26 protein-coding genes and 1 pseudogene are annotated in these 25,888 nt (G+C 34.3%); 6 read left to right on the forward strand and 21 right to left on the reverse strand.

Annotated features, from left to right (window positions below; translation table 11 throughout):
• Positions 1-4: 4 nt before the first annotated feature.
• The 4 genes and pseudogenes from T479_RS11120 to T479_RS11135 form a co-directional block, all read right to left on the reverse strand.
• Positions 5-1,180 (reverse strand): MFS transporter, encoded by a 1,176-nt coding sequence (locus T479_RS11120; protein ID WP_080653381.1) that lies wholly within the window; start codon positions 1,178-1,180, stop codon positions 5-7.
• Between the two features lie 507 nt (positions 1,181-1,687).
• Positions 1,688-2,950: pseudogene (gene ltrA / locus T479_RS11125) on the reverse strand (group II intron reverse transcriptase/maturase).
• 711 nt (positions 2,951-3,661) lie between these two features.
• Positions 3,662-4,054 (reverse strand): YidH family protein, encoded by a 393-nt coding sequence (locus T479_RS11130; RefSeq protein ID WP_025219581.1) that lies wholly within the window; start codon positions 4,052-4,054, stop codon positions 3,662-3,664.
• Between the two features lie 544 nt (positions 4,055-4,598).
• On the reverse strand, positions 4,599-5,057 hold the full coding sequence (locus tag T479_RS11135; RefSeq protein ID WP_024364154.1) for a DUF2231 domain-containing protein: 459 nt from the start codon (positions 5,055-5,057) through the stop codon (positions 4,599-4,601).
• A gap of 492 nt (positions 5,058-5,549) precedes the next feature.
• Here T479_RS11135 and T479_RS11140 point away from each other — a divergent pair, with 492 nt between their 5' ends.
• Positions 5,550-5,801 (forward strand): hypothetical protein, encoded by a 252-nt coding sequence (locus T479_RS11140; RefSeq protein ID WP_038509666.1) that lies wholly within the window; start codon positions 5,550-5,552, stop codon positions 5,799-5,801.
• A gap of 70 nt (positions 5,802-5,871) precedes the next feature.
• On the forward strand, positions 5,872-6,297 hold the full coding sequence (locus tag T479_RS11145; protein WP_025219582.1) for a ferritin-like domain-containing protein: 426 nt from the start codon (positions 5,872-5,874) through the stop codon (positions 6,295-6,297).
• A gap of 320 nt (positions 6,298-6,617) precedes the next feature.
• Here T479_RS11145 and T479_RS11150 read toward each other — a convergent pair whose 3' ends face one another.
• The 11 genes from T479_RS11150 to T479_RS11200 form a co-directional block, all read right to left on the reverse strand.
• Complete coding sequence (locus T479_RS11150; RefSeq protein ID WP_025219583.1) at positions 6,618-7,685, reverse strand: DUF4085 family protein; 1,068 nt, start codon at positions 7,683-7,685, stop codon at positions 6,618-6,620.
• Between the two features lie 297 nt (positions 7,686-7,982).
• On the reverse strand, positions 7,983-8,213 hold the full coding sequence (locus T479_RS24065) for a hypothetical protein (protein WP_025219584.1): 231 nt from the start codon (positions 8,211-8,213) through the stop codon (positions 7,983-7,985).
• A gap of 309 nt (positions 8,214-8,522) precedes the next feature.
• Positions 8,523-9,509 carry a sensor histidine kinase gene (locus T479_RS11160; RefSeq protein ID WP_025219585.1) on the reverse strand — a complete coding sequence of 329 codons (987 nt, stop codon included), beginning with the start codon at positions 9,507-9,509 and terminating at the stop codon, positions 8,523-8,525.
• Positions 9,506-10,174 (reverse strand): response regulator transcription factor, encoded by a 669-nt coding sequence (locus T479_RS11165; protein WP_024364148.1) that lies wholly within the window; start codon positions 10,172-10,174, stop codon positions 9,506-9,508. Before T479_RS11165 ends, T479_RS11160 begins: the two co-directional genes overlap by 4 nt.
• A gap of 16 nt (positions 10,175-10,190) precedes the next feature.
• The gene (locus tag T479_RS11170; RefSeq protein ID WP_024364147.1) at positions 10,191-11,162 is read right to left on the reverse strand and encodes an alpha/beta fold hydrolase; all 972 of its coding nucleotides are present in this window, start codon (positions 11,160-11,162) and stop codon (positions 10,191-10,193) included.
• A gap of 253 nt (positions 11,163-11,415) precedes the next feature.
• Positions 11,416-11,625: a DUF3955 domain-containing protein gene (locus T479_RS11175; protein ID WP_024364146.1), complete on the reverse strand. Its 210-nt coding sequence runs from the start codon at positions 11,623-11,625 to the stop codon at positions 11,416-11,418.
• A gap of 20 nt (positions 11,626-11,645) precedes the next feature.
• Positions 11,646-11,861, reverse strand: coding sequence for a DUF3955 domain-containing protein (locus tag T479_RS11180; protein WP_025219586.1), 216 nt, complete (start codon positions 11,859-11,861; stop codon positions 11,646-11,648).
• A gap of 6 nt (positions 11,862-11,867) precedes the next feature.
• A complete protein-coding gene (locus tag T479_RS11185) occupies positions 11,868-12,080 on the reverse strand; it encodes a helix-turn-helix domain-containing protein (protein WP_024364144.1) in 213 nt (70 codons plus the stop codon).
• Positions 12,081-12,090: 10 nt separating this feature from the next.
• The gene (locus tag T479_RS11190) at positions 12,091-12,534 is read right to left on the reverse strand and encodes a DUF2975 domain-containing protein (RefSeq protein ID WP_024364143.1); all 444 of its coding nucleotides are present in this window, start codon (positions 12,532-12,534) and stop codon (positions 12,091-12,093) included.
• Positions 12,535-12,548: 14 nt separating this feature from the next.
• Positions 12,549-13,325 (reverse strand): ABC transporter permease, encoded by a 777-nt coding sequence (locus T479_RS11195; RefSeq protein ID WP_025219587.1) that lies wholly within the window; start codon positions 13,323-13,325, stop codon positions 12,549-12,551.
• A complete protein-coding gene (locus T479_RS11200; protein WP_025219588.1) occupies positions 13,322-14,221 on the reverse strand; it encodes an ABC transporter ATP-binding protein in 900 nt (299 codons plus the stop codon). The genes T479_RS11195 and T479_RS11200 overlap by 4 nt, the downstream gene beginning before the upstream one ends.
• A 276-nt stretch (positions 14,222-14,497) precedes the next feature.
• On the opposite strand from T479_RS11200, the gene T479_RS11205 reads away from it, so the two are divergent.
• Positions 14,498-15,385 (forward strand): multicopper oxidase family protein, encoded by an 888-nt coding sequence (locus T479_RS11205; RefSeq protein ID WP_024364140.1) that lies wholly within the window; start codon positions 14,498-14,500, stop codon positions 15,383-15,385.
• Positions 15,386-15,816: 431 nt separating this feature from the next.
• Positions 15,817-16,758 carry a hypothetical protein gene (locus T479_RS11210; RefSeq protein ID WP_137034889.1) on the forward strand — a complete coding sequence of 314 codons (942 nt, stop codon included), beginning with the start codon at positions 15,817-15,819 and terminating at the stop codon, positions 16,756-16,758.
• A gap of 359 nt (positions 16,759-17,117) precedes the next feature.
• On the opposite strand, the gene T479_RS11215 is transcribed toward T479_RS11210, so the two are convergent.
• The 3 genes from T479_RS11215 to T479_RS11225 form a co-directional block, all read right to left on the reverse strand.
• The gene (locus tag T479_RS11215; RefSeq protein WP_024364138.1) at positions 17,118-18,044 is read right to left on the reverse strand and encodes a DNA/RNA non-specific endonuclease; all 927 of its coding nucleotides are present in this window, start codon (positions 18,042-18,044) and stop codon (positions 17,118-17,120) included.
• Positions 18,045-18,341: 297 nt separating this feature from the next.
• A complete protein-coding gene (locus tag T479_RS11220) occupies positions 18,342-19,118 on the reverse strand; it encodes a hypothetical protein (protein WP_137036975.1) in 777 nt (258 codons plus the stop codon).
• A gap of 359 nt (positions 19,119-19,477) precedes the next feature.
• Complete coding sequence (locus tag T479_RS11225; protein ID WP_025219590.1) at positions 19,478-19,930, reverse strand: GNAT family N-acetyltransferase; 453 nt, start codon at positions 19,928-19,930, stop codon at positions 19,478-19,480.
• Positions 19,931-20,423: 493 nt separating this feature from the next.
• On the opposite strand from T479_RS11225, the gene T479_RS11230 reads away from it, so the two are divergent.
• On the forward strand, positions 20,424-20,678 hold the full coding sequence (locus T479_RS11230) for a hypothetical protein (RefSeq protein ID WP_025219591.1): 255 nt from the start codon (positions 20,424-20,426) through the stop codon (positions 20,676-20,678).
• Between the two features lie 929 nt (positions 20,679-21,607).
• On the opposite strand, the gene T479_RS11235 is transcribed toward T479_RS11230, so the two are convergent.
• From T479_RS11235 to T479_RS11245, 3 genes are all read right to left on the reverse strand, one after another.
• A complete protein-coding gene (locus tag T479_RS11235) occupies positions 21,608-22,144 on the reverse strand; it encodes a hypothetical protein (RefSeq protein ID WP_025219592.1) in 537 nt (178 codons plus the stop codon).
• A gap of 436 nt (positions 22,145-22,580) precedes the next feature.
• Complete coding sequence (gene deoD / locus T479_RS11240; protein WP_024364125.1) at positions 22,581-23,288, reverse strand: purine-nucleoside phosphorylase; 708 nt, start codon at positions 23,286-23,288, stop codon at positions 22,581-22,583.
• A 118-nt stretch (positions 23,289-23,406) separates the two neighbouring features.
• Complete coding sequence (locus T479_RS11245) at positions 23,407-23,628, reverse strand: YozE family protein (protein WP_024364124.1); 222 nt, start codon at positions 23,626-23,628, stop codon at positions 23,407-23,409.
• Positions 23,629-23,895: 267 nt separating this feature from the next.
• On the opposite strand from T479_RS11245, the gene T479_RS11250 reads away from it, so the two are divergent.
• Positions 23,896-25,743 (forward strand): methyl-accepting chemotaxis protein, encoded by a 1,848-nt coding sequence (locus tag T479_RS11250; protein ID WP_370510645.1) that lies wholly within the window; start codon positions 23,896-23,898, stop codon positions 25,741-25,743.
• Positions 25,744-25,888 lie beyond the last annotated feature (145 nt).

Below are 25,888 nucleotides of genomic sequence, written 5' to 3' on the forward strand. Positions count from 1 at the left end.
AATTTCATCCCTTTAATAATTTATTAGAATATACCAATCTATCAGTACATAATGCAGTTAAAATAAAAAGTATAGTTAAAGCTCCCCATCCCAAAAGCCCTGCAGGTAAAACTAATGAAGTGAAAATCAGAGGGGATACTAATAAGCTTGCATCTTTTCCAGCGTTAAATATCCCCTGATATTTTCCATAAGCATCTTCAGGGGCCAATTCAAATGAAAAGGTCCAGCCAGAAACAGCTTGATACAGTTCTCCAAATAATTGACTAATTCCAGCTAATAAAATCATAATTATTCCAGCCCAAATTGGGACAGTATTACTCATTCCTATAAAAATGCAAGTAATAGCTAATAAAAACCCTGCTTTTTGTGCAACTTTTGTTGCATCTCTTATTGATTTGACGTTTTCCCCAACCTTCACTTGAAATAAAATAACACCTATAGTATTTATTAAAATTACAGCTGAAACTAGCCATATAGGCAACTGACTATATTGGGAAATCCAAATGGGTATAGCTATATTAATTATTGATGAGTGTAATGCTAAAACGGAATTTAATAATGTGATAATAAGAAATCTTTTGTCGGATAAAGCTGTTAGTACTGAGGTGTTTTGACTTATAGAATCATTAGTTAATATAATTTGTTCGACCGGTTTTTTTCCTTTTATAGACATACATTTAAAAATAAAGGACGTAGCAACAAATGTAAGTCCATTAAATAAAATAGCTATTAAAAAAACACTCTCAGCATTTAAAATTAACACGATAGAACCTAAAGCTGCTCCTATACAAGCCGCTCCGTTTACAATTACCCTAGTTAAAGCTCTAAATTTCACCCTTTCTTCTCTAGAAACTATCTCTACCATCATGGCACCTCTAGCCGCTGAAGCTCCTTTTTCAAAAATAATACTGCCAATCAAGCAGGCTATAAAAATGCCTATATTTCCTCCAAATAAATATCCTATACAGCAAATACCTTGAATTAATAGGGATAAGCAATATATTGGTTTTGAACCGACTTTATCTGCTAAATGACCGAAAAAAGTGCCAGAAAAAAGCCCCAATAACCCTCCTAAAAGTAAAATAAAACTATATATCCAAGTTGAGATATTCAATATATTGATAAAATATATGGTGGATATTGTTAGAAATATACCATTCCCTAATGAATTACACAGCATTCCACTTATAAATAATTTTTTATTTTTGGAATTTATAAGTTGAATATTTATTATAGTGATCCCCCCGATTTTTTTATTTTAAAATAATAAACTTTCTCTTTAAAAATAATTAATAAATTTACAATCCCATTTCGATGTTGTTTTTTCTCGAATTTTATTACTAGCGATGAATTCGATTTAATATAATATTTACAATTATTTTACAAAAAGTTCACATAAATATTTTTACCACATAATGTATAATTATACAATAATAAAAAAACTGTTAATTTAAATTATTTAGAATAATATAGTCTAAATAGCTGATTTTTGTAATAAAATAGAAATAATTGGCTTAAAAATTACATTAATAACCCTCCTCTTTCTTCTCTTTTCCTTACAAAAAGATACTTCTGTTGAAGATATAATATAAGATTGTTCCGCCTATATAAAAATCGAGTAGGAGGGAGTGATTAACTCCCGACCTCTCACACCACCGTACGTACGGTTCCGTATACGGCGGTTCAATTAAGATGAATAACGCAAAGTTTTATAACGAACTTGCAGACTTTTCAGCCCTTGGCTTTCCCAATAGGAATTGCCGAGGGTTCTGTGTAATATGGGGCTTTTTGAGGTGCGCCAGTATCCTTTTCGTGTATTTCCCCATTCGTATGCTTTTCCGTATGGAACTTTTAAACGAATGAGATTTCTGACTCTTGTTCGGGGTTTCTTCCAATTTCTCCAAAGACACATTCGCAACCTTCTCTTAATCCAACTGTCTAATCTGTTGAATATTGAAGAGGTGTCTGCGAGCGCAAAATATCCGCACCATCCAATTAAATATTGGTTTAATTTCTCGATACGGTATTCCATGGAGTAAGGCATCTTTCTTGAGGTAATTTCTCGTATTTTCTTTTTCATTCGAACGAGGCTTGATTTCGCAATGCGAACCTTAGGTTCTTTATGAACTGTGAAACTGAATCCTAAGAATTTCCGTTTCCACGGGCGGTCTACCGCTGACTTCTTTTCATTGACTTTCAGTCGAAGTCTTTCTTCGATAAATCGTTGTACACTCGCCATGACTCGCAGTCCTGCACGTTCTGTCTTCACATAAATATTGCAATCATCTGCGTATCGAACGAACTTATGTCCACGTTTCTCTAACTCTTTATCTAGCTCATCTAGAACGAAGTTTGAAAGTAAAGGACTTAAAGGACCACCTTGTGGTGTTCCTTCTTCTGTACTAGAAACCACTCCATTTATCATGACACCAGCTTGGAGATATTTACGAATTAGTTTTAATAAGGATTTATCTGAAATTCATTTCGCTAATGTTGCCATTAAGCGGTCATGATTAACCTTATCGAAGAATTTCTCTAAATCCATATCAATAACCCATCGATAACCTTCTTTTAAATAACCCTTCGCTTTTCGGACTGCGTCATGAGCACTCCGATTTGGTCAGAATCCATAACTGTTGTCCGAGAAAGTTTGGTCATATTCCTTAGATAATATCTGCGATATAGCTTGTTGAATCAAACGGTCTGTCACGGTTGGGATTCCTAATAGACGCACACCGTTGTCTGGTTTCGGGATTTCGACACGACGTACCGGTTGCGGTTCATAGGTTCCCGCTAGAATTTGCGCTTTAATGGATGCCCAATTTTCGAGGATGTGCTGACGTAAGGTTTGTACGGGCATCATGTCTACTCCATGGCTTCCTTTATTCGCTTCCACTCGCTTTAATGCTTGTATCATATTCGGACGTGCTAGAATTTGATTCAACATCACCATCTCGTTCCTTTCCGTGAATAGCTTATCTTCTTATGCCCATCTGAACTACACCCTCCGCAAATACCCTCATGGACTTCACCATTACTTTCTAAGCGTGAGGTTTCTCTGTTTTCTGTGTTCCTTCATTCGAGATGGAATGCCAAGGGCTATTCTCTCTTAATTGTTCAGTCCTTCCAAGTCATTCTAGACTCACTTGTACTATGACCTCTGCTGACTTCTGATGGTTCAGCTACTTGTCACCAAGTAGGTTATGAAGGGTACTTCACGTTTCCATCAGACCTCCCCGGGTAAGCGTATGCACTTTCACACCATCTATCCGCCTCATTTACTCGATATGACCTTCGACAGAAAGGACTTTGTTTTGTAATGCAAACTCATCCAATCATACCTAGCCTTCTATGAGATTCGTGTTCCTCGGACCGGTGTTTTGGCTCCAGCTTCCTTCAGATTCCGCGTCGCCACGGACACCCTTGCTCTTGGCTAACCTCTACTTCTGTCTTTGGGGTTCGGGACTTGCACCCTATAGTTCATACGCATACCGGGCGCACATTAAAAATGAGTTCGGTGCAGTACCGAACTCATTTTACCCAAGCTGCCTAATGAAATAACCGTGTCTAACTTTTAGGGGTCACTTCACATTTGTGGCTTTTTTATGTGTTTTCAAACCTATAAGGTCAGATTTGGTGAAAAAAGAGGATAGACTTTAATCTATGATAAACTAATCATCAAAAAGTAAATAATCACCAATAATATTAAGATAATTAAAAAATAAGAAATCCACATGATATGTCTATTTGATGGAACAAACTCTTCATTCACTATCTGTTTTCTTTTTGCAGAATAATTAAATGTAGCTGTAAAGATAATTAAAATCCCAAATAAACAAGCTAACAAGCCAATTATGGCTGATAAAAAATCTACCCAAAAATTTCGAACCGTTCCTATAGCAAAGTGCAAACTCGTTGCCAAGAAAGCAACTCCTAAAATGGAAATGGCCGTTCGAATCCATGCTAAATATGTTCTTTCATTTGCCAAATGTTGCTGGGCATATTTTAATTGCTTCATTTCTATTTCTGCCTGATTTAAAGGGTGATTCTCCATCTAATTAACACCTACTCTTTGGTTAGCATATTTTCAATTATTCTATTTTAATATATCGTATTGTAGAAAAAATAAAAGAGGATGATTGTTTTTTCATTTAAAGTATGTTGAGAAATGATGTAAAACCATTTCTTTTAATCTTTTGTTCTACATATTACTATGTAATGGGAAAATAAAAATGATTAATGACACACGCCACCGTCAGAATTCACTTGAAAATAACACGTTAAAATAGAAAAATAAGGGCATCCCTCTCCCCCCTAAAAGAGGGATTATTTTCAAGTGTTTCATTGTAGAGCATGTATTATTTAGAGGTAGTAATGAACATTTAAGGCACAAGGAGCTATGAACTTGCACAACTTTCAATACCCTAAGTAGGTGAAGGTGAAAAAAGTAGAAAATTCAAGTATCAATGCTTTTATTATGATCATTTGAGAAATGGTACTCAACTTTAACGATCTAACAAATATTCACAAAATAACATTACTTGCTATAAGAAATTGGCAAAACTAGCATTTACAGATAGGGAATACACGCTAATTTTTTAATCACGATCTGGCAATTCGTAATTGTTTGTATTACTTAATTTTTCACTTTCATACACCATCTTACCTCCCAGATGACCGGTATATGCTAATGTAGAAGAACCTATGATACCTAAAATCACTACTAAAGTTACAATCCATTTTGTATTAATTTTCAGTTTCTGCCCAAATAATTTTAATATAGAAATTGCACCAAACAATATTAAAGATAATAAAGCCATATTTTCATGTAATTCAACTGTCGATTCGATAACTTCTCCCCATTTTTGTTCCGCAAATTCTTCTGCTGCATCACCTGTCATAAAAGAAACCAAACCGGTTACAAAACCTGTTACAAACAAAATTGTACTTGTCTTAAATAAATACTCTTTCTTTAAAAACAAATTGATGACTTCTATTACTGTTGCTGTTAATAATAATGCAATTGGAAAATGCACAATGGACGGGTGTAGTGGCACGTAATTGCCTCCTTCTTTAAAAAAATTTACACAATAGATCAAAACAAACATCAAGAAAATTTATTCAACGTTTATTTCACTTGTTATAAAATAGTCTATCCACTATCAATGAAATTTAACTGAAAATATTAATATAATGAAACAAAAATTGAACTGTTATTATGATGAATGAAATCTTTATCTATTTAATTGAATTTTCTGAATTAAAGAGGCCTTAGGGGAGTACACAATTCTTAACTAGCCATCAGGGTAGCGTGCTTCTCCGTTTACCAGTTGTGTCACTATGCCACTAGCTCTTGGCATTCCTAAATTATCATAATTAGCAACCATTGTCGTATGGACGCTCTAAATCCGTTTCCAAAGTACATTCATTTGACTTATTCTTTACAACAATGTTCCTGCAAAAAATTTAGGTCGTCACCTTTCTTTTCCTTAATACATAGGATACGGTTAAGATTATTTTCCACTATAAAAGTAAAGGGGGATATAGTAATGAATAGACATAAAAAAAATCCACAACAAAATCTAGAAACGACGGAAATTGAAATAGCAAGATTAGCATATATCGGAGCATCCATCGCAACATTGGGTGACGGTCTTTCTGCAGTTGCAGCAGGTCTAGCACTAAATGCTTTAGAAAAATCAAATAATCAGGATCCTCAAAACCAAAATAGTGATAAATCGAAAGAAGTAGATAATTTGCAAAAACAGATAGACCAAATAATCATTGAACTAAAACAGTAAAAAAAATGATGCAATAATTACATGTTACTGCCAGTTACTTTTAAAGCTTATTAAAAAGGAGTGTGAACGATTGCAATACGGCGTACAACCAACTTCAAATAATCAATTTCTTGTCGATCTTGTTAAAGCCATTAATGGCGAATATAATGCTATTCGATTTTATGAGCACTTGGCTCAACTTGCTCCAAATGAGGTTGTTAAAAAACGTATTCTTCTAGAGATAAGAAAAGATGAAATGCGACATTACCAAGGTTTTGCTTATATGTATACCTCCCTTACTGGTCAACACCCTTCTCCACAAATAACAGAGCCATTGCCATTAAATTTTAAAAGCGGAATTTTAACTGCATTTAAAGACGAACAAGAAGCGGTCGAATTTTATCATCGTGTGGCTCGACAATATACAATACCTTATATTAGCAACCAATTTAGTTCAAATGCTTCAGACGAACAAAATCACGCAGTTTGGTTTTTATTCTTTATAAACCAATATTGACAATGCTCTTACCGACTATAAGTCGGTTTTTTATTTATAAATCTCCTTTTACGATCAATATCATTTTGACCCGAACCTCTTACCGTACTAGATGTTGCTACGCTGGTATTATGTCTTCATATATTTTGCACACTGTGATTTATATCTTTTTATAAACTTCATAAAACAATCCACTTTTAACAAATCTCTTAAATCATCCTAGGGTATTTCCCTATAATACATATTGATAATATGTTGAAACAACTTTAAGGTGGGTTTATATATAGCCTATAAATTCGTTCAAAGATGATTACGCCATCGTTCCATAAACTTTACTCTTGTTATTCCTTAAGCCATTTCAGTTTTACATCATCCTCTAAACAACCGAGTTGATCGAAATGACTTGCTATAATGCCAAAATACATATTTTCATCTGTATTTACATCGACTTTACGTAGCGTATCATTAACGATATTTGCAGCATCCTCTCCTAGTGCATAAATTGTGTTGAAAGCACGAACGCGTATATTTTGGTCTAAATCAAACATAGCCAATGACAACTCATCAGTCGGAATAGGCTCACTAAAATGAGCATACGGATTTTCGTAAGTAGCACAATAAATTCGCTCTCTTGCTTCCTCAAAGGTATGCCCTAGTAATACCCCTTCAGCATAAATCGCATTATCTTTTTGCGAAAGATTAGCTAAATCAATTTCTACAAAGTGCATATCTTTTACAATATAGTATTTGTCATCTGCATTTAGCGCCAGCACATAATCATCCCATGTAGCGATTTCTCCTGGTTCAATATAAACTGCAGGACGATACAAGTAGTTTGCTGTCACATCTTTAAAGAAAATTGTCCATTCAGCATAAGGGCTACCAAAACTAGACAACACTCGTAATGCAAATCTATCCTCCTGTTTTATTAATTCGTCATATACGTAATATCCTTCAAGTTGACCTTCTGTTTGTGCATTTTGAAACTCTAACTGTACAATTGATTCGACTGTAAACCCGCCACTCATATCTAGGAGAAGTGTAAAATTAGTACCTTGTTGCTCAGCATTCAAAATTTTACCATCATGAAATGACTGTGAAAAAACGGTTTGTGCGGACGGATTAAAATGTTCAACAAGTGCTTCACGCTTTTCATAAATAGCATGGCTCTTAGCTGTGAACTGCTCAATTGTCACATTGCACCATTCTTCAAATTCTTCCATTAGCGTATCCTTTCGAAATAAAGTTCGTTCAATAATTTCCTGCTGAAACTTTTTTGGTAAGATCCCTACATACTCGCTTAAATGCTCATACAAATGATTTTCAAATTCAGCATCGATCTCTTCCTCAAATGGATATGTCTGTGCTGCGTTGAATACTTCCTGTCGTTCACGTGTTAAGAAAAACATCATTCCACTCCTTAATTAATTGTATAGCGAAAATTATGAATAACTATAATAGACTAGCTTTATAGGACTTAAACTTTATATCTCTCTTATTAATTTATCCTGAATAGATAGCGTTGAAAAACTACAAGGATAGTTCCTTTTTTAATTACAGAATCGTGTCCGATTGTGGCAGATTGACCTTCATTTCGATGCAGATAATAAATATTAGGTACGATATTATTCAAAAATAGACATTTCAGTAATACTTATTCAGTGTTTACATAAGTACCTGTTTTTTAGCACATTTGAAGCCAACAATTATCCGAAGCGATTATGAAAACACCAAACAATAAGAAATATACTCACTATCCCCCAAGTAGCAGTGCTCCATATCCACCAAATTACAGATTTAGCTTTTGATGAATTTTCTGCGTCGTCCATATTTGCTTTTATATACTCGACCTTACTTTCCATTTCTTTTTTCATAGAAGTGAGAACAACAATTCCAATTATGATGAAAGCAATCGTTATCCAGAGTAATAGGTCCACCTTTACACCCCTTTATATAAATGGATTTCACTGCAATGTAGCGTAAACAAAGATAACAAGCAACCTTGTGTTAATGCAAGTGCGTTACTGTTGCAACCTAAAATTCTCAAAGCGTCTTTTAGGTCAAAAGAAGCTTAATAAATTATTATTCTATAATATGACCTTTAGCAAAAGAAGGCACAATTCTTGTATGAATAGCTTCCGATTGTTGTATATGGGTGACAGCAGTTATACATGTTGAACGTAATAAGCTGTTTAATACGATTTTGGAAAGCTTTTAATTTTGAGGTGTTGTTTTTACCAAAAGTATTAATATTGCGAATAACTTATGGTCACTTGAGTACCTTTTTCATTGGATTGGATTGTACTCTGTAGTTCAAGAACTCGACAAATATCTTCGATGATACGTAAACCAGTGCCCTTTTCGTCCACATTAAACCCAATCCCATTATCCTTAAAGTTAATTGCGTTTGTTTCCAAAGTGATTTCCAATGTATCACACGCTGCATGACGCACTATATTTTGGAAGATATTATCAAATAATCGGTGCAACCAAATTTCATTACTGCGCCATTGGCAGTTAGTTGCGCAATTGTTTAACACAATAGAGATTTGGTTGACTTTAAATAAAAAATTCCACTTTAAAATAATTGTATTTAGAAGTTTTGGAACATCTACTTTTTCCAAAATTACATACGAATTATCAACACGAGATAAGCGTTCAAAGTCATATTCATTGGATAACTTTGAAATATAGTTTATTTGTTCGTTTAAAGAATTGAAAATATCCTGCTGTTGTGAAAAATCATGTTCGATTGTGTACAGTTGTAAGCGCATCGCTGTTAAAGGCGTATTAATATCATGGCGCAACTGAGTTAAAAGTTCTTGTTTCATTCGCTCCTGTTGCTGTATTTCAATTTCCTTTGATATTGTCCGGTCAATAAGGAGGTTTACTGCATTGGTTAAATCCCCTAATTCATCATTTCTAGCGTAAGGAATCTTTTGAAGCCTCTTCTTGTCGTCACTTGCCAACTCCATAATTGTTTTGTTTAATACATTGATCCGTTTAATCAATGTATTAATGGATTTAGAGAATAGAATAGCCAAAGCAAAGAAACTGACGATAAATAATCCTAGCATAATTGGATAAGCTTTTGACTCATAAAACTGGGTTTGTGCATCATTTGAAAAATGATTGTAAATGATCGTTACGATAACACTAATCACGACAACAGAAAGTGGAACACTGCCTATAACCGTCAATAGCAATAGTTGATATTTCTTTTTTAGTTTCATTGTTTCATATGAGTATTCATACGATACCCTTCTCCATATACATTTTGAATAATAACACCATCTCGATCGTCAATTTTGCTGCGTAACTTTTTGATATATACGTTAATTAAATTTAAATTGCGATCCTCTAGCGGCCAAAGGTATTCCATGAATTGTTCTTTAGATAAAATAAAATTTGCGTTTTCGTAGAGATAAAAGAATATTTTCTTTTCAATCGCTGTCAATTCGACTTCTTTATGATGTTGATGATTAACAACACGCATATGCGTAACATCAATTGATAAATGTTGTATTTGTTTGTGAATACCGTAAGTAGCAACTAATTTATTTTTTATTCGTATTAATAATTCCCTCGGATCAAATGGCTTTACCATATAATCTTCGCCAATTTCAAGCCCTCTTAATTTACTCTCAATATCACTTCTAGCAGTTAAAAATATGATAGGGATATTATGCCCTAGCTGATTAATTCGCATGGAAATTTGATACCCATCCTCCCCCGGTAGCATAATATCCATAATGACAATGTCGACTTGCTTAATAACGGTATATAATGAAGCTCCATTTTCTAACCAGATTACGTTATACCCTTCTTTTTGTAATATATTCTCTAATAAACTTCCAATCATTTTATCATCTTCTACCAGTAAAATTGTAAACAACATTTTCGTCCTTTCCTCACTATTGTTCAACCATCTCCTGCAAGAATTTTTGGGTTTCTTCATAGATTTCAGTAGAATGGTACAAGTAAATACTGTGCTTGCTTTTTATTTGAATTACAGTTGAAACGTCTAACTGCTTTGCAAAATCCTGATAGTCTTTTAGTGATGCTTTAGCAGCTTTAGAATTTTTATCAAGGTAAGCATCAATAAATAAAATTGGGGTTGTTTTGGGAATAGGTAATGCGGTAGACTTTTTACTATTATTTACGACATGAAGCATTTCTTGTTCCATATCGTTGTTGATGCCCTGTTTATTTGAAATCGCCTTAAATATTTCTTTTTCTTTTGAAGTCAGAAAATCTTTCTCTAAGACGGCATCGTTATATGCTAAATTCGGAAACACTCTTTGGAATCCTAATTCACTTAAAGCATTCCCTATTTTCATAAAAGTCTTTTCTGCGAAACCTACGGGATGTTTTATATATTGAGATGGTAAACCAATATCTAACGCCACAATGGCTTTTACTTCTTTCGGATATTTCTGCGCCCAATAGATGGCTTCGATTCCTGAAATAGAGTGTGGTACTAAAATATAAGGGGGCTTATTCCCACTTTTCATTAGTGCCTCCCTCGTTTGTTCTAGTATTACATCTATATCCCGATTGTCGTTAAATACATCACTATACCCATATCCCGCTCTTTCCACAACGGCAATTTTATCTTCTTTTGAAAAATGACGATACAAGCTTTTTAATTCATACATCGGTGCTGCTACTGCTGAGCCAGCCATAAATACAAATGTATCATTGTCCTGACCTTCAGAATAAACATTCATCTTCTTTCCGTTAAAATCGATTAGTTTGCCCGTATTATTCTCTAATAACAAACTTTCTTTATTTTCTTTGAACTTATGGAAGCTAAAGACAGAGACGCTAAGCACAAGCAATAACATACAGAAACCTACTGAAAACCACTTCATAATTTTTTTCATTTTCTAGTTGCCCCTTTCAATTATAGATACAAGGTTAAAGTAAAAAAATATAATTCTTATAAACTTTTGATGATTTTTTGAATTTAAACAGTCAATAAACTAAATTTGGGCACACATCAAAAAGTCACGAATGTTTTTAAATGAACGCTTCGTGACTTTACTAATAAACTATATAGTTAAACAAACTTAGCTTATGTGTGAATAAAAAATAGACAAGCATGATGAAATATCAGCTTGTCTATTAGCATTTATTTTATTGTGATGCTTTTTTAGCGTTTGAAATAATCGTAATAATTAATGCCACGACACCCACGAAAATCAGCAACGCACCTACTGGCGTTAAGAAGAAGTATGGCTCGTCTATCATGCCATTTTCCTGTACTGTGACAGGCGCAAACTTTGATGCGATTAATAATATAATCCCTAACACAAGGGGTACAACAGCAAAAATCATTTTTTTCATAAATACTTTCTCCTCTACTTTTATCGGTTTTTTATGTTTTTCTTAATCGTTGTAATAGCCATAATCATCAATGCAATGACACCGATAAAGATGAATAGCACACTTACTGGCACTAAGAAGAAGTACGGCTCATACAGCATGCCATCTTCCTGTACACTGGAAGGTGCGAACGCTGACGCAATCATCAATATTACGCCTAGTATTAGTGGAACAGATGCGACGATTATTTTTTTCATATGACATCATTCCTCCCCTTTTTCATAAGCTAAAAGATCACCAGGCTGACAATCTAACACTTCACAAATTTTATTTAACGTTGAAAATTTTACTGCTTTTGCTTTTCCCGTTTTTAAAATCGACACATTAGCCATCGTAATGTCAAGTGCTTCTGATAATGCTGTCACCGACATTTTTCGTTTTGCTAACATGACATCGAGATTGACGATGATTGCTATAACTCCCACCTCAAATCGTTAATTTCGCTTCTTCCTCTAGCTGTATCGCCTGTTGAAATACATTCGCTAATACACGTAAAAATACGGTTAATGTTACTGCCATTCCAAAAAATAATAAACAAAATGAGAAGATAATTGTCGTAGCTTGCTCACTAATAATGATGTAAACAATGCCAATTGCATACAGCACAATCTCACTCATTGCTAAATAACTCATGTATGTAAAATGTTTAACATACTGTTCACTAAAGAGCTTTTTAGTAATTCCTGAGCAAATTTTCCAAGCAAACAATAACGCTAGATAAAAAGGGATGGCAGTTACCCACATAAATAGCATAATCGGCATACCTTCAATTTTAATTGCCATTTGGGGCACAACTAAGAAACAAAATAATATACCCGAAAATGCAACCATTATAATCAGAAACTTTAACCACATTGCTAACTTCTTCATATTGCCAACTCCTTTTACAGTATGTCGCGCTTTTTAAACACCACACTTGCTATGACTAACATGACAAGCAGATGTATAACTACATAAAGAAAGGACGTTGTTAACGTTAAGTGCTCTGATAGCATATTCGTTCCGTTTCCAATTAGCGGGTTAGCATCCAAATCTCTTAAACTTAAATGCTTAAACACAACAACATCCGAATATTTCTTCAACACAATTGTCATAATGTTAACGATATTACCCTGCAATAAAAATATAAGCATTGTAATTGTTACAGGTAGTATTGTTGTGGTAAACAAACTCGCAAGCATAAGTGCTAACGTAATATAGAAGACGATGGGCACTAACTCGTACATGATAATTTTAAGCAGTATGGCAAGTGTAAAATCATCTGCCATCCAACCGAAACGTAAGCCTCCTACAAGCATCGAAACCAGTAGTGCCGTGACAATAAACAGAACAACGGTAATCAGGATTGCAAAATACTTGGATAGCAAAATAGCTACCCGCGTCTTTGGACGAATTAATAATTGCTTAATCGTACCTTGCTGAAACTCATCAGCAATCGACTTTACCATTAACGAAATGCTAAATATCGTGACAAACATCGCTGTAATCGTAAAGTTGAAATGAGAAAATGTTACATAGCTTGAAAACCTCTCCGCTGGTGGTAGCCAATTTTTAATAATAAAGGCAGTCGCTACTTGCAACGTAAGAAGTACCGTTAAAAACACGCTCACATTCTTTTTTACGAAAATTTTCATTAACTCATTTTTGATTAAATTAATCATGAAGTTGCCCCCTTGGTAATTTCTAAAAATTCATCTTCGAGTGTTTTTTGCTTGGGAATAACCTCATAAATCGCAATATTGTGTGACACGAGCTTTGCAATAATGGCGGCAACCTCTACTTCATCTGCTGTTACCTCAAATGATGTGTCACTTATAATGCGGCAGTCTATTAGCTCATCAATGCCCTCTGTTTGTGTCGTTTTAATCTGCACACGATGCTCGCCCGCCTGTTTTTCATGTAAATTGTGCTCTTTAATAAAGGTGCCCTTATTAATAATGAGCACACGGTCACACATTAGCTCAATCTCACTTAATAGGTGGCTTGATACAATGACCGCTATTTTTTCCTTCTGTGCAAGCTCGCGTAAATACTCCCGAATTTTGCGAATACCGGCAGGATCTAAGCCATTTGTTGGCTCATCTAAAATTAAAACTTTTGGTTGATGTAACAAGGCTTGTGCAATCCCTAAGCGCTGCTTCATACCAAGCGAGTAGTTTTTCACAAGCGCGTGTATAGATTCTCCTAAATCTACGAGCTGAACTATTTCATCAATGCGCGCCTTCGAAACTTTATGATTCGCCATATTGGCAAAGTGCATTAGGTTTTGTCTACCTGTCATATATCCATATAATTCAGGGTTCTCTACAATTGCACCAATATTCATGAGCGCTTTTTCTCGCTCTGTAGCAATGCTATGGCCACAAATTTGAATATCTCCTCGCGTCATACTAATTAGCCCTGTAATCATTCTGATTGTCGTTGTTTTTCCACTGCCATTCGGTCCTAAAAAGCCATAAATCTCGCCCTCTTTTACCTCGAAAGTTAAGCCATGGACAATTTTTTTATCGCCGATGCTTTTTTGCACGTCGGTTAATTTCAATACGGTTTTCCCCATCTGTCAACCACTCCTTTTGATGTTTTTTATCGTAATATAAAACAAATTACATTGCAACAAAAATATATCGTAAATCAATAAATTTATATTTCATTACAACAAAGTAATGTGACGTAAAATTATATTTATTTGTTGAAATCAAAGAATGGTTTCATTTTTCTTTAAATTTGACTACCGTATTTTTAGGAGTAACAGGTTGTATTAAATCAATATATTTTTGAATATAATGTAGCGTTCTTTATTGTTTACAAATCAAAAATTTAAAGAGGTGTTTTTATGGTCATAACACCGGATATTTCTACTCTAGAATATACGATGAAAAATGGTATTAAATATTTCGAATTAGTGGCAGAACCTGTAAATCAAGAAATACTGCCGGGTGTTTTTATTAAAGGTTGGGGATACAACGGTAGTATTCCAGGACCGACCATTCAAGTTTATCCAGGGGACTATATCAGTATAAGAGTAATAAACCAACTCCCTGAAGCTACCAGTATTCATTGGCACGGGCTGAACGTTCCTAACGTCATGGATGGTGTCCCAGAGGTAGAACCTTCTCCTAGAATTGAACCAGGGCATTATTTTGATTATCACTTTCACATAAATAACCCTCCTGGAACCCATATGTATCATTCTCATGTGAATGTTGCAAAGCAAGATATGCTGGGATTACTAGGGGGGTTCGTTATTCTGGATCCACATGAAATAAATGTGAATAAGGACTATCTATTACTTATGCAGGAGTGGAGTCTTAGTGGATTGCAAAAGGGGGAAAAAGTCAAAACTGGTCAATATCATCTTAATCCATTTGCGATGGAATTTAACATGTTTACGATTAACGGAAAGAGTTTTCCATCTACCACACCTATGGCAATAGAATATGGTGATATTGTTCGTTTAAGGTTAGGAGCCATACAGATTAATCATCATCCTATGCATATTCATGGCCATCAATTTTTAATCGAAAAATCTGATGGTAACTCTATAGTTAATAATAGAATATTTAAAAACACTATTTTAGTAGCTACTGGTGAAACTTGGGATGTGATATTTAAAGCCAATAATCCAGGTATATGGCCATTTCACTGCCATATCGCACATCATGTTTCTAATAACTTTACGGATGGAACAGGTGGGATGTTCACTACCTTAGTATACAAATAGTAAAAAACATTTATAGACAAGCCCATTTTTTTAATGATATCCCTCTTTCAATTAAAGCCTTCATCATCTCAATATTTTCTAATCCCCCCTTCTCGTGGCGCCCAGCAAGTCGTCCACGAGCTTTTGTCGCTCCTCGCCCCACCATTTTTCAACCAAATGCCGCAAATGCTTTAAATTTCATCTTAGATTTATTTTACAATCTTCTGTCTTTCTATAGTTATACATCCTCCAACTACTAAGTTGAACGTTTACTAGCTTTGATTTTTCAATTGTTTCAGGTGATTAGCATATAGACAAAACTACCATTACTAACTAATTAAACAAATAATAGACTACTAACTACACGTTACTCTTCTTATTTCATATCCTATAGTATCCTGGCAAATAAACTTAACTTACCAGGTGAATCTGATATGAAGGGAGGTAAAAAAATGGGATATTTAAACAAAGATAATGGCAATCAAAATTTTAACAACTCGCTTAAACATTGCAATTGTCAGAATCATTCTAACTGCTCTAACCGTTGTTCAAAAAAATGCTGTCACCAATGCCAGCCTTGTCAATGTTCATGTTGCGGAAATGTGGGCGGAGGAGGTCCTATAGAAATAAATATTTTCGGATTTAATACGTCTGGTTTTACCTATGTCCTTAGCCAAGGCGGAAAAAGTATAGAACGTGCTGTATCATTTAGTGTCTTTGGGATTGATTTCAACTCTGACGGGATACTTCCGCACCCTCGTACAATTTCTGGAATAGTCAGAAGAGATGGAACTATTCCCTCAGGATCAGTCGGTTTCACTGTCTCTCACGCTCCAAATACGGGGACATACAGAGTTATTTTCACTAAACCTTTTTCCATCGTCTCTCCTGATCAAGAACCTACTTTAGAAATAATACCTGATCCAGTAAACGTACAAGTAGGTAGGCCTGGATTCGGGACAGGAGAAGGTGTTACAGATGTTATTTCAGGAATAATCAGCAGTGAAGGGGCTATTTTGGATGGAACAACACTTGAATGTAGTCAAGAGTATGCGTTTACAGTAGAAAAAAATGATTGTCAACCAGGCTTTTATAGAGTTAGGTTCAAACCTGAGTTACAAGTAAGGACGCTGCTTAGAGGTGGGATTGAAATTAGCATTATAGATTTGCAAGTTCAATCACCTGGATGTTGTGCGAATAACTGTTCATGTAACCGTAAATGCACATGTCGCTCTTCTTCTAGTACTGGCGAAGTATATAGTCAAGGGATTGATCTGCCTTTTGTTGATAGAAGTGGTTTTATTTATAGACCTTATGAAATCACAGATGTTGGAAAGGTATATGTCGATTTACCGGTTTCCTTCTCTGCTCTACTAATAAGAGAAGAATCTTAACCATATTTACTATTAAAACGTTTAGAAACCTTGTTAAAAATGATATTAAAAACATCATTTAAATAGGTTACAGTGAACCCTTTTATATTTCAATTTTTGGAAAACACTAATACTGAAAGTAAATCAATATAAAATACAAGATGTCTGGTTCCTAAAAAAATACAGAGGTATTTTAGAACCAGACATCTTCAATCTATTCATACACTACCTACATAGTCGCTTTGACAACTTCAACATTCAGCTAGACAAACTCAAAAATCATTGAGTTTGTCTATAGCCTGATTAGCGCTCATTATTGAGCACTATTTTTATAAATCGTCCAAGGACAAGCATGTTTTTTATCCTCAAGTTCAAGAAGCTTATTCACCTACCAAACCGTCGTTATCACGGTCTTGCATATATTTGTACAACCAGTGTTCACGAGTTATTGGCATGCTATAACCTGCTGCTTTTGCTTCTTTAATCGTCACTTGTCCATTTCCATCTGTATCAACACTCGAAATATCTTCAGTGCCACTCGAAGCATTGGACTTATTCGAACTTGTTGAGTTAGTAGATTTAGTTGATTTACTTTCAGTTAATCCGAGAGATTTATTTATTTCATCAGGGTTACCGTTAGCAAACTCATCTACAATTTTATTCCCTTTTAAAGTGTAAGTGTACTTGTAATGAGAAGGAATCTGCGTTTCCTTATTAGGATATGTAATAATAGCTTCGAAATTAGTAGCTCCACCAGCTTTACGAATAGCGTCTTCCATATATGCTTGATCACCATGTCGATTAAGGGTGCTATTTTGTGGCGTAATATTATAAGCGTTTGATACCCCACCAAGGGAATCTGCAATAATATGTCCTTCATCTAAATCTGCTCTTTCTACACCAGGAACTTTTGCTTCATCCGCGTAGTATCTGCCAGCTGATGTTACGGGTTCGGTACGGTCATCTTGTAGAACGATTTCGTCAGCAATGACACGAACCAATTGCCCTGCCTCATTCGTAAATGCATAGTAATGGCGGTCCCCAAAGCCAATGTCAACGACGACGTTAGGTTCGCGATGTCCTGACAAATCGCCACCATCCACTTCAATCAGTTTGTACCCTTTGAACAGTTCATCTTTTGTTTGAGTTGCTGTATTTTCTGATGCTGTTTTTTCTGTTACCGTAGTTGTTGTTAATTCTTGTGAATCTGTTTCTTTCACTGTAACGGATGCATCTTCTACGTTCGTACAACCAACAATAAAAATGGCAGTTACAAGTAAGATTAAATAGTTTATTCTCTTTTTCATTATGGGACTCCTTACAATTGTTTTTTCTGAACATTCTAGAACTCTATTAACATTGTTAACCTATTTATAATAGCATATTACAATATTCATTTTATTACAGTAGATACAATTTCAATTTAAGAAAGTAGTGCACCCCGATGGTTTTTATTTTAACTCAAGGAAAATTTACTCTTTTTCCCTAGAAAAAAACACCTCCAAATTGAAATTAAGATAGTTACACCCAAATTTCAATTGAAAATGCTTTTTTGTCTATCCCTATTTTCGAGTAAATTCCCATTGAGTGGTCTTTTTTCTAGTCTATTCTTCAACTGGCTTCAATAGATTGGCTGGAATAAAACCAAAGTTCACATCTCCCACCATCAAATAACCATTGATCTCAATTCCTGGTGAATAAAAGACTGTTCCCTTCAACTCTTTACCATAGTATCTTGTTATCATCGGACCATTATATTGTTCTGTATCTTCTGTTAATATATACGAGCCTTTATTTCTTGTTTTCTTTTCAAAAATTCGAATATCAGTGCTATCGAGAATACCTGTACTGCTTACATCTCCACCTTCAATGTCTCCAATACAATAATGGTAATTGAATTTACCATTGTCAATAGATACTAATGATACTTGTGGTCTACAAACCTCTTCTCGATTTCCAACTCTAAAAAGTGTGCCATATTCAATGAAAGTATCCATACCATTCGTTTTCACACCCTGATGATTAATCATGACATAAGCTGGATTATTATAGAATGATGAACGTATATCGATCGGTACTTCTTTGAAAACTACCAAATCCGTTGCTTGTACCCGATATTGCCCCATTTGATAGAATGTTTTGCCATCATATTTTTCAATATCATACGTTTTAAAAAAGTTATTTCGCTTAACCAATAAAGAATCAAACGTACCATTTGGATTTTTCTTATATACTTTTATGTCTTTTTTAAAGGTCATTTTTCCTGTTTGCCCTTTTACAACTTCTGCTCCATCATACATCACTTTTGCTTCTGATTTTGTAGGATTTACTATCACAAATACACATGCTACTAGTAACAAAATAAATATTTTTTTCATCATTCTCCCCTAACTGTTTTATTTCAAACAAATATAATATCTCATTATTGTATACCAGTAATCTAATATCTACCAATGGATGTTAATAGCCCAACAAAAGTTGCGTGTTTTTACCTAACTTATTTTATCCATAATCATTCAAGCCTATTAAAATACCTATGCTATTTGTTTTTGTTTAAAAAAGGACTTGCTAAATTGCTCGTAAAACATCCTTCCATAGATACTTTTCTTTACTATACCATGTGCTACTTTTCTTCATTTCGCTATTTTTGATATCCTCTTGCCAATAAACAACCTGGCTCTTTAATGAAAAAAGCACTTTCCTTATTCCAGGAGAGTACTTAATTGCTAAAAAAACTATATTAAATTTCTTTTTTAAAAGAAGTTAAGGAAAGGCGTTCTGTTATACTTATTTCCTCTGTTTTTGAAAATCCATTTTTCAAATAGAAAGTCACTGCTGGTGTATTCTTGGATCCAGTGGATACTATTATTGTTTCCAATCCTTCATTGGCGTTTTCAATAAAATCCAATAATATCTTGGCAATTCCTTTTTTGAAATGTTTAGGATGTACCATTAACCGATGTATATCGATTATACCATTCTCTATTTTTATAGAAATGACGCCGCATAATTCTTCTTTTACGTAATAACCAAAAAATGTCTCACCACATTGTTGTAACGTATAAACTGTATCCTTCAATGGCGGTATATCATAAAAGTCTATTATTTCTGCTTCTATTTTATATGAAGGTATTTGAATGTTTAAAACTTCTTCAGCAAGTTTAAGATTAGTTATATCGATTTTTTTAATCAAATTTATCCCCCTTTAACTTTTTCTACTTTAATTCTAATAGCACCGGAGTTTAAGTAAAAGTCTTTTGAACCATCTAGAAATGGTCGATTGAAAAGAAATAGCACATTGGCTACTTCATAATCTGACTCAGAATATTTCTTACTCTATAAATTGTCGCACTAGATAATAGATAATCTCACATGCTTCCCAATTGCACGCATACTATCCCCTTCTAACAATCTTTGAAGGACTCGAACCTCTCTATTCCCTTCTCAATAATTTTCAATCCACTGAAGTAAATACTCTTTCGTTACTTTAAATTGCCCTTGTTTGTGACAGCTGTGGCTTTTTTAATGTATAAATAACCTTAATTTGAACAAATTATTATTGAGTGTATCGCACGCACTTATTAGGTTGTGGCGTTGGTTGACCGTCACGACCTCCCTTCTTTACATAAAAGTTTCTAGGGATAAGTAAACCTCTTCTGAACAAACTAATTTGAGGAGGTGAAAATATGTCAAAAAATCGAAACAAGAACCAAACTATTGACCAAATTAGACAAAAAATCCAGCAAGCTGAAGCTAACAAAAATCAAGCTTCTGGTCGTTTTTTTAATCAAAATTTTATGAATACAACGAACAACGTAGAATTCGGAACTGAGACTGATGCGAAACAAGTACGACAACAAGTCCAAAATGCGGAAGCAGACTACATCCAAGGAGCTTCTGGCCCCAAAGCAAATTATGGATTTGGAAATAACTTAAATTAATTGTTTATCCGGCAGATTTTCCCTGTCGGTTTTTGATTTAATTTCCCCAATTTTTGCGGACTATTTAATAGTCACCTCTGCTCTTGAATTATCCGAATACATTTACGAACAAATAACGCAGTTACTTGGCTATCGTCATGCCATATAACCTTAATAAGACCGTCTTTCCCCCTTTAATGACTACTTCTTTTTCCATTATTCCGGGTATATCTATGAGAAAAGGTGCTGTTTACCTACATCTCTATAATCAATATCCATATTGTCTGATTTTAACTCGAAATTTTCAATATATTGTAAGGGCGAAGTTTAGATTTAAAAGTGAAACAAACATCACTATACGTATCATAAATTGTAATTATATGGTTCCTCAAGCTTCCTTTAGGCACATCTCAAGGAAAGTCTATTTAGATGTTACAGCCATTCAGAACAAGTGGAACGAACAGTCCTTCTTTAAAATAATTTCTCACAGTGTCTAGTACTGTTTTCTATAAAAAATAGCGACAAACACTGACTTAACAGTATTTGTCGCTGTTTTAAGTGTTACCAAGCTTACATTTGGGACCATTTATTTCATTGAGTCTGAATAGTTATGCATCTGATTTTTGATTGTTATTTTTTATTTATAAACCTTCATAATGAAAAAATAATTAAAACATCAGAGATATTCTAAAATAAAGAAAACTGTTCTTAAAGGATAGGTTAATGCAAGTTCTTTTTAAAGTTCTAATAGCTCTTGTTTCCTTATAGAATCGAAATCTTGAAAAGGTATAGGAATCGTTTGTCTAGCGAAAAAGCTTCCCATTTCATACATTGTTTCAGATTTAGCTCCATCTTATGGAGTTCTTTCCCCACCGGCATCGTTTGTTAAATCCAAATGTTCCCCGGCTCCTTGTCCACACTTAAATATGACTTACTAAAAAAATTATTCTTCAAAAAAATCTGTTAAAAAAAAATGGTTCAATTCCAACTTCTCTAAATAAAAATTTTATTGGATGTCCACCATGAGCCAAATTGCTGTTAGGAATTAAAATCTTCTCCCGAAGTTTTTTAAAAATATCTGAATTGATTTCAGGAAACCATTCTTCATAGCTTATACCTTTATCTTTTTCAATTAAGATTAAATATACTACAATATATTCATACATATAAGGAAAGTCTTTTTCAATATGTTGATAACAATCTAATAGTGAAGATAAATAAGACTCTAAATTGTAAAAATCAGTATCTATTCCATCATCATATTTTAAACGCTCTTTCTGTGGTTTAAAAGCAAAAGACGATTTACTATACCAGTTACCTAACATAGATGTAAAAAGTAATATCGCATATTTTCGAGTCTCTTTATCATCAACATTAAAATATTTATAATATTCATCAAAACTACGATTTATGGCGATGTCAAAATATCCAATAGCTATTCCTGATAGTGCTTCTTTAACTTTTCGAACAATTATTTTTTCTGTCATCGTTCAGTCTCCCTCTTTTGAATATTAAATTTTACTGTACCATAAAAGTAATTAAGATATTAATAAACAAGGAAACACACTTATTATTATAAGAAAGTTTTGTACGCTTTTCTGTGAGCATGTTGACATTACCATCATATCTCGATTATTCAATCTGTTTTATTCTTTAACATTTTGTTATTTTTGGGATAGTATCCTAAAAATGTATCCCCATTCATGAATTAGTTCCAATTGTTCTTTACCTAAAAGTAATTTATCCAAGAACAACTTGGACATGTTAATATTCAAGAGACTGTTAATACCTATAGCCACCTAACCATGAAAGATAAAGAAAAAGCAACCGACTTCTTCGATTCCATTTTATAAAATGGTCGGTTTTAGGTCGGTTGCTCTTATTCTTATAACTTTAAACTTGTTACAAACCTTGCTATATCAACTACTCTTGAATAGCAGCCTCTAACGCAACAACGATCATGTCGTTGAATGTAGTTTGGCGCTCTTCTGATGTTGTGACTTCACCAGTAATAATGTGGTCACTTACTGTTAAAATAGAAAGTGCTTGGCGGCCAAATTTCGCTGCTAATGTGTAAAGTGCTGCTGATTCCATTTCTACAGCTAGTACACCGTATTTAGCTAGCTTTTCATTTTGGTGCTCGTCTGAGTAAAATAGATCTGCTGTGAAAATATTACCTACTTGCAGACTTAAGCCTGCATCTTTACCTGCATTGTAAGCTTTTAATAATAAGTCAAAATTAGCGATTGGTGCAAAGTCAATGTTGTTGCCCCAAATAATTTGATTCATACGTGAATCCGTTGTTGCTCCTTGTGCTAAAATAACATCACGAACTTTAACATCTTTTTGAATTGCACCACAAGTACCTACACGAATTAACTTTTGTACATCATATTCTTGCATTAATTCTGTTACATAAATGGAAATGGAAGGCACGCCCATACCAGTACCTTGTACAGAAATACGTTTACCTTTATACGTACCAGTATAACCAAACATATTGCGGACTTCGTTATAGCATGTAACATCTTCTAAAAACGTTTCAGCAATGTATTTTGCACGTAGTGGGTCTCCCGGAAGTAAAATAGTGTCAGCGATTTCGCCTTTTTTTGCATTAATATGAATACTCATACTGCAATCCCTCTTTTCTGTCAGTTATCACTATAAATAATACTTTGTTTCACGTATTTACGCAATGCTAGACGTCTAGCAACTATAAAAGTACGAATAATGAAAGTATTGCGAATCATTATCGTCCTTGTTCACTGTATAAATCCCATAACTCATCAAACACTTCAGTTGTTAAATTTTCTGTTGCAAACGTTTCGATATATGTAGATAACTCATCAAAATCCATGCTTTGTTTAGGAAAGTTATGTTCATGAAAAACTTCTTCAGCAAAACGAACTTTTGCATCTGACCACTCTCCCCCTCTGAATGTTAATACATATAAATAAAAGCTCTTTTTCATTATTGAAAAATGCCTCCCCTTTTCATTTTTACTTTCCGCTAGTTTATCAAAAAAAATACATTTCGTCATAAAATGTATCATTTTTTTCTTTAAGTATTTTTTACTAGTGAAGAAAAACTGAATAGCCTTTTTCACCTTAATGACTTTTGTCATGCAAAAATATTACGCCTTTTTATCTGAAAAATGAAAATTTTGTGAAATTAGGATAGAATTTTTTAGTATAATACGATAGAATTGAAGTCAATAAATGCAAAAATTAGGAAGGTGATGGCGATGAAAAACAAGAGTCAGGCTAGTAAACCTATGAGAAACCGCCCGTCTCTCTTAGATTCTAACTTTTTTAGAAAAAAGAAAGTTATAGATTCTAAAGCTAGTAGGCACAATCTCCCTCCTACTACAGAAAAACGACAACGTTTTTATCATTTAATTCGAGGAAAAGTACTTATCATTTTTACTTTGCTTATTTTCATTAATGCAACAATGGGTATATTGTCTTATATCAATATTACAAATCTTCAACAACAAATGGAGGATTTCACTGAGAAGAATGTACAAGAACAGCTTACAGTAAATCAGCTTGCCTATGAAATTGCTAGATTAACCAACCTCGAACAAGCTTACCTTATTACCGGTAATGGTAGTTATTCCACTTCTTACAAAATGAAAATTGATTCTATTAATAAAAAAATAGCTGCCTTACAAGAAAAATTTGCAGACCGCGAAGTGGAACTTGGGCATATACAAGCAATTAGCCAGTATTATAAAAACTACCTTGAATACTCAAAAAAGGTCATGACAATGCGAGATGATCTTGGTCTTGAACAAGCAAGGAAGCTCATGATTGAAGGCACTGGCGAAACAATGAAATTACATATTGATAATAATATTGACGCCATCAATATAGTAATGGATGAATCGAACAAAACAAAACTTAATAAATTGAACAAACAGGTAACTGTATCCAATACTTATTTCTTTATTTTTTCGATTATCAGTCTTATTGCCATTATCATTTTTGGTTATATGCTATTTAATTCATTAAAAAATAATACGCGTGCGATTAACCATTCCATTTTAGATATTGCTCAAGCGGGTGGTGATTTAACAAGGCGTGTCCGTGTACGTAACCATGATGAATTTTCTACAATTGCTAACTCGACGAATACACTTATTTTGTCTATTTCAAACCTTATTAAACGCGTCAGTGAACTTGCAGATCATGTATCAAATAGTAGCCGAGAGCTCATGACGCTAGCTGATGAAAATGCACGCACAATTCAAAATATTGCAGATGCAAGTGCAGATATCGCAAGTGATAGTGAGAATACAATCAATAGCATGAATAGTGCTCAACAAAAAATGAGTGATTTAGACCATTCTATGCATCAGTTGAATGAACAAGCCAATGCTGTACAACGAGCTTCAATCGCCATGCAACAAGCAGCAGATGAAGGAAGTCGTTCTGTCCTACAATCTACCTTAGTCATGCAGTCAATTGAAGAAACAATTGCTTCTACCTCTACAACTGTTGAGGCACTCGGCCGCAAATCTGCCGATATAACCTCTATAATCAGTACGATTACTGCAATCTCTGAGCAAACAAATTTACTTGCATTAAATGCGGCGATTGAAGCAGCCCGTGCTGGAGAGCATGGTCGTGGCTTTGCTGTTGTAGCAGATGAAGTACGCAAGCTTGCTGAGCAATCACAAACTGCGGCTAAAGAAGTCACAGTTATTGTAAATTCCATACAAGAGGAAGTGGCATCAATTATTACACAAAATCAAGAAGGTGTTACAACGGTTATTCGAGGCGTTGAGGTGACAAATGAAACTAACCAGTCATTGTCCAATATTTTAACGCAAACGAAAGAAACGACTGCGATTATTACCACAATGGTTGATAAAATAGCCCATACGCTTGATTATAGTAATGCTGTAGCAAGTGATTTTGTGCATATAAATGCCTATGCTGAACAAACAGCTTCCAATACGGTGATGTCTGCTGCTGCTGCTACACAAGGTTCTGCGTCCATGCAAGAAATTAATGCAGCGGCAACTGAACTGGCGCATCAAGCAGATAGTTTACGTAGTGTTGTAGGTACGTTTAAAATTTAAGACAAGAGGCGCAGGCAAAGTGAAAAAGTGTTAGATTGATTGCAGTTCAATCTAACACTTTTTTGCTATATCGTTCTAGTTATACCCCACCCTCTTTTTGTTTTCCCCAAAAAAAAAACGCCTGCACGAGAAGCGTACTAGGCGT

Source organism: Lysinibacillus sphaericus, from assembly GCF_000600105.1.
Taxonomy (GTDB): Bacteria; Bacillota; Bacilli; order Bacillales_A; family Planococcaceae; genus Lysinibacillus; species Lysinibacillus sphaericus.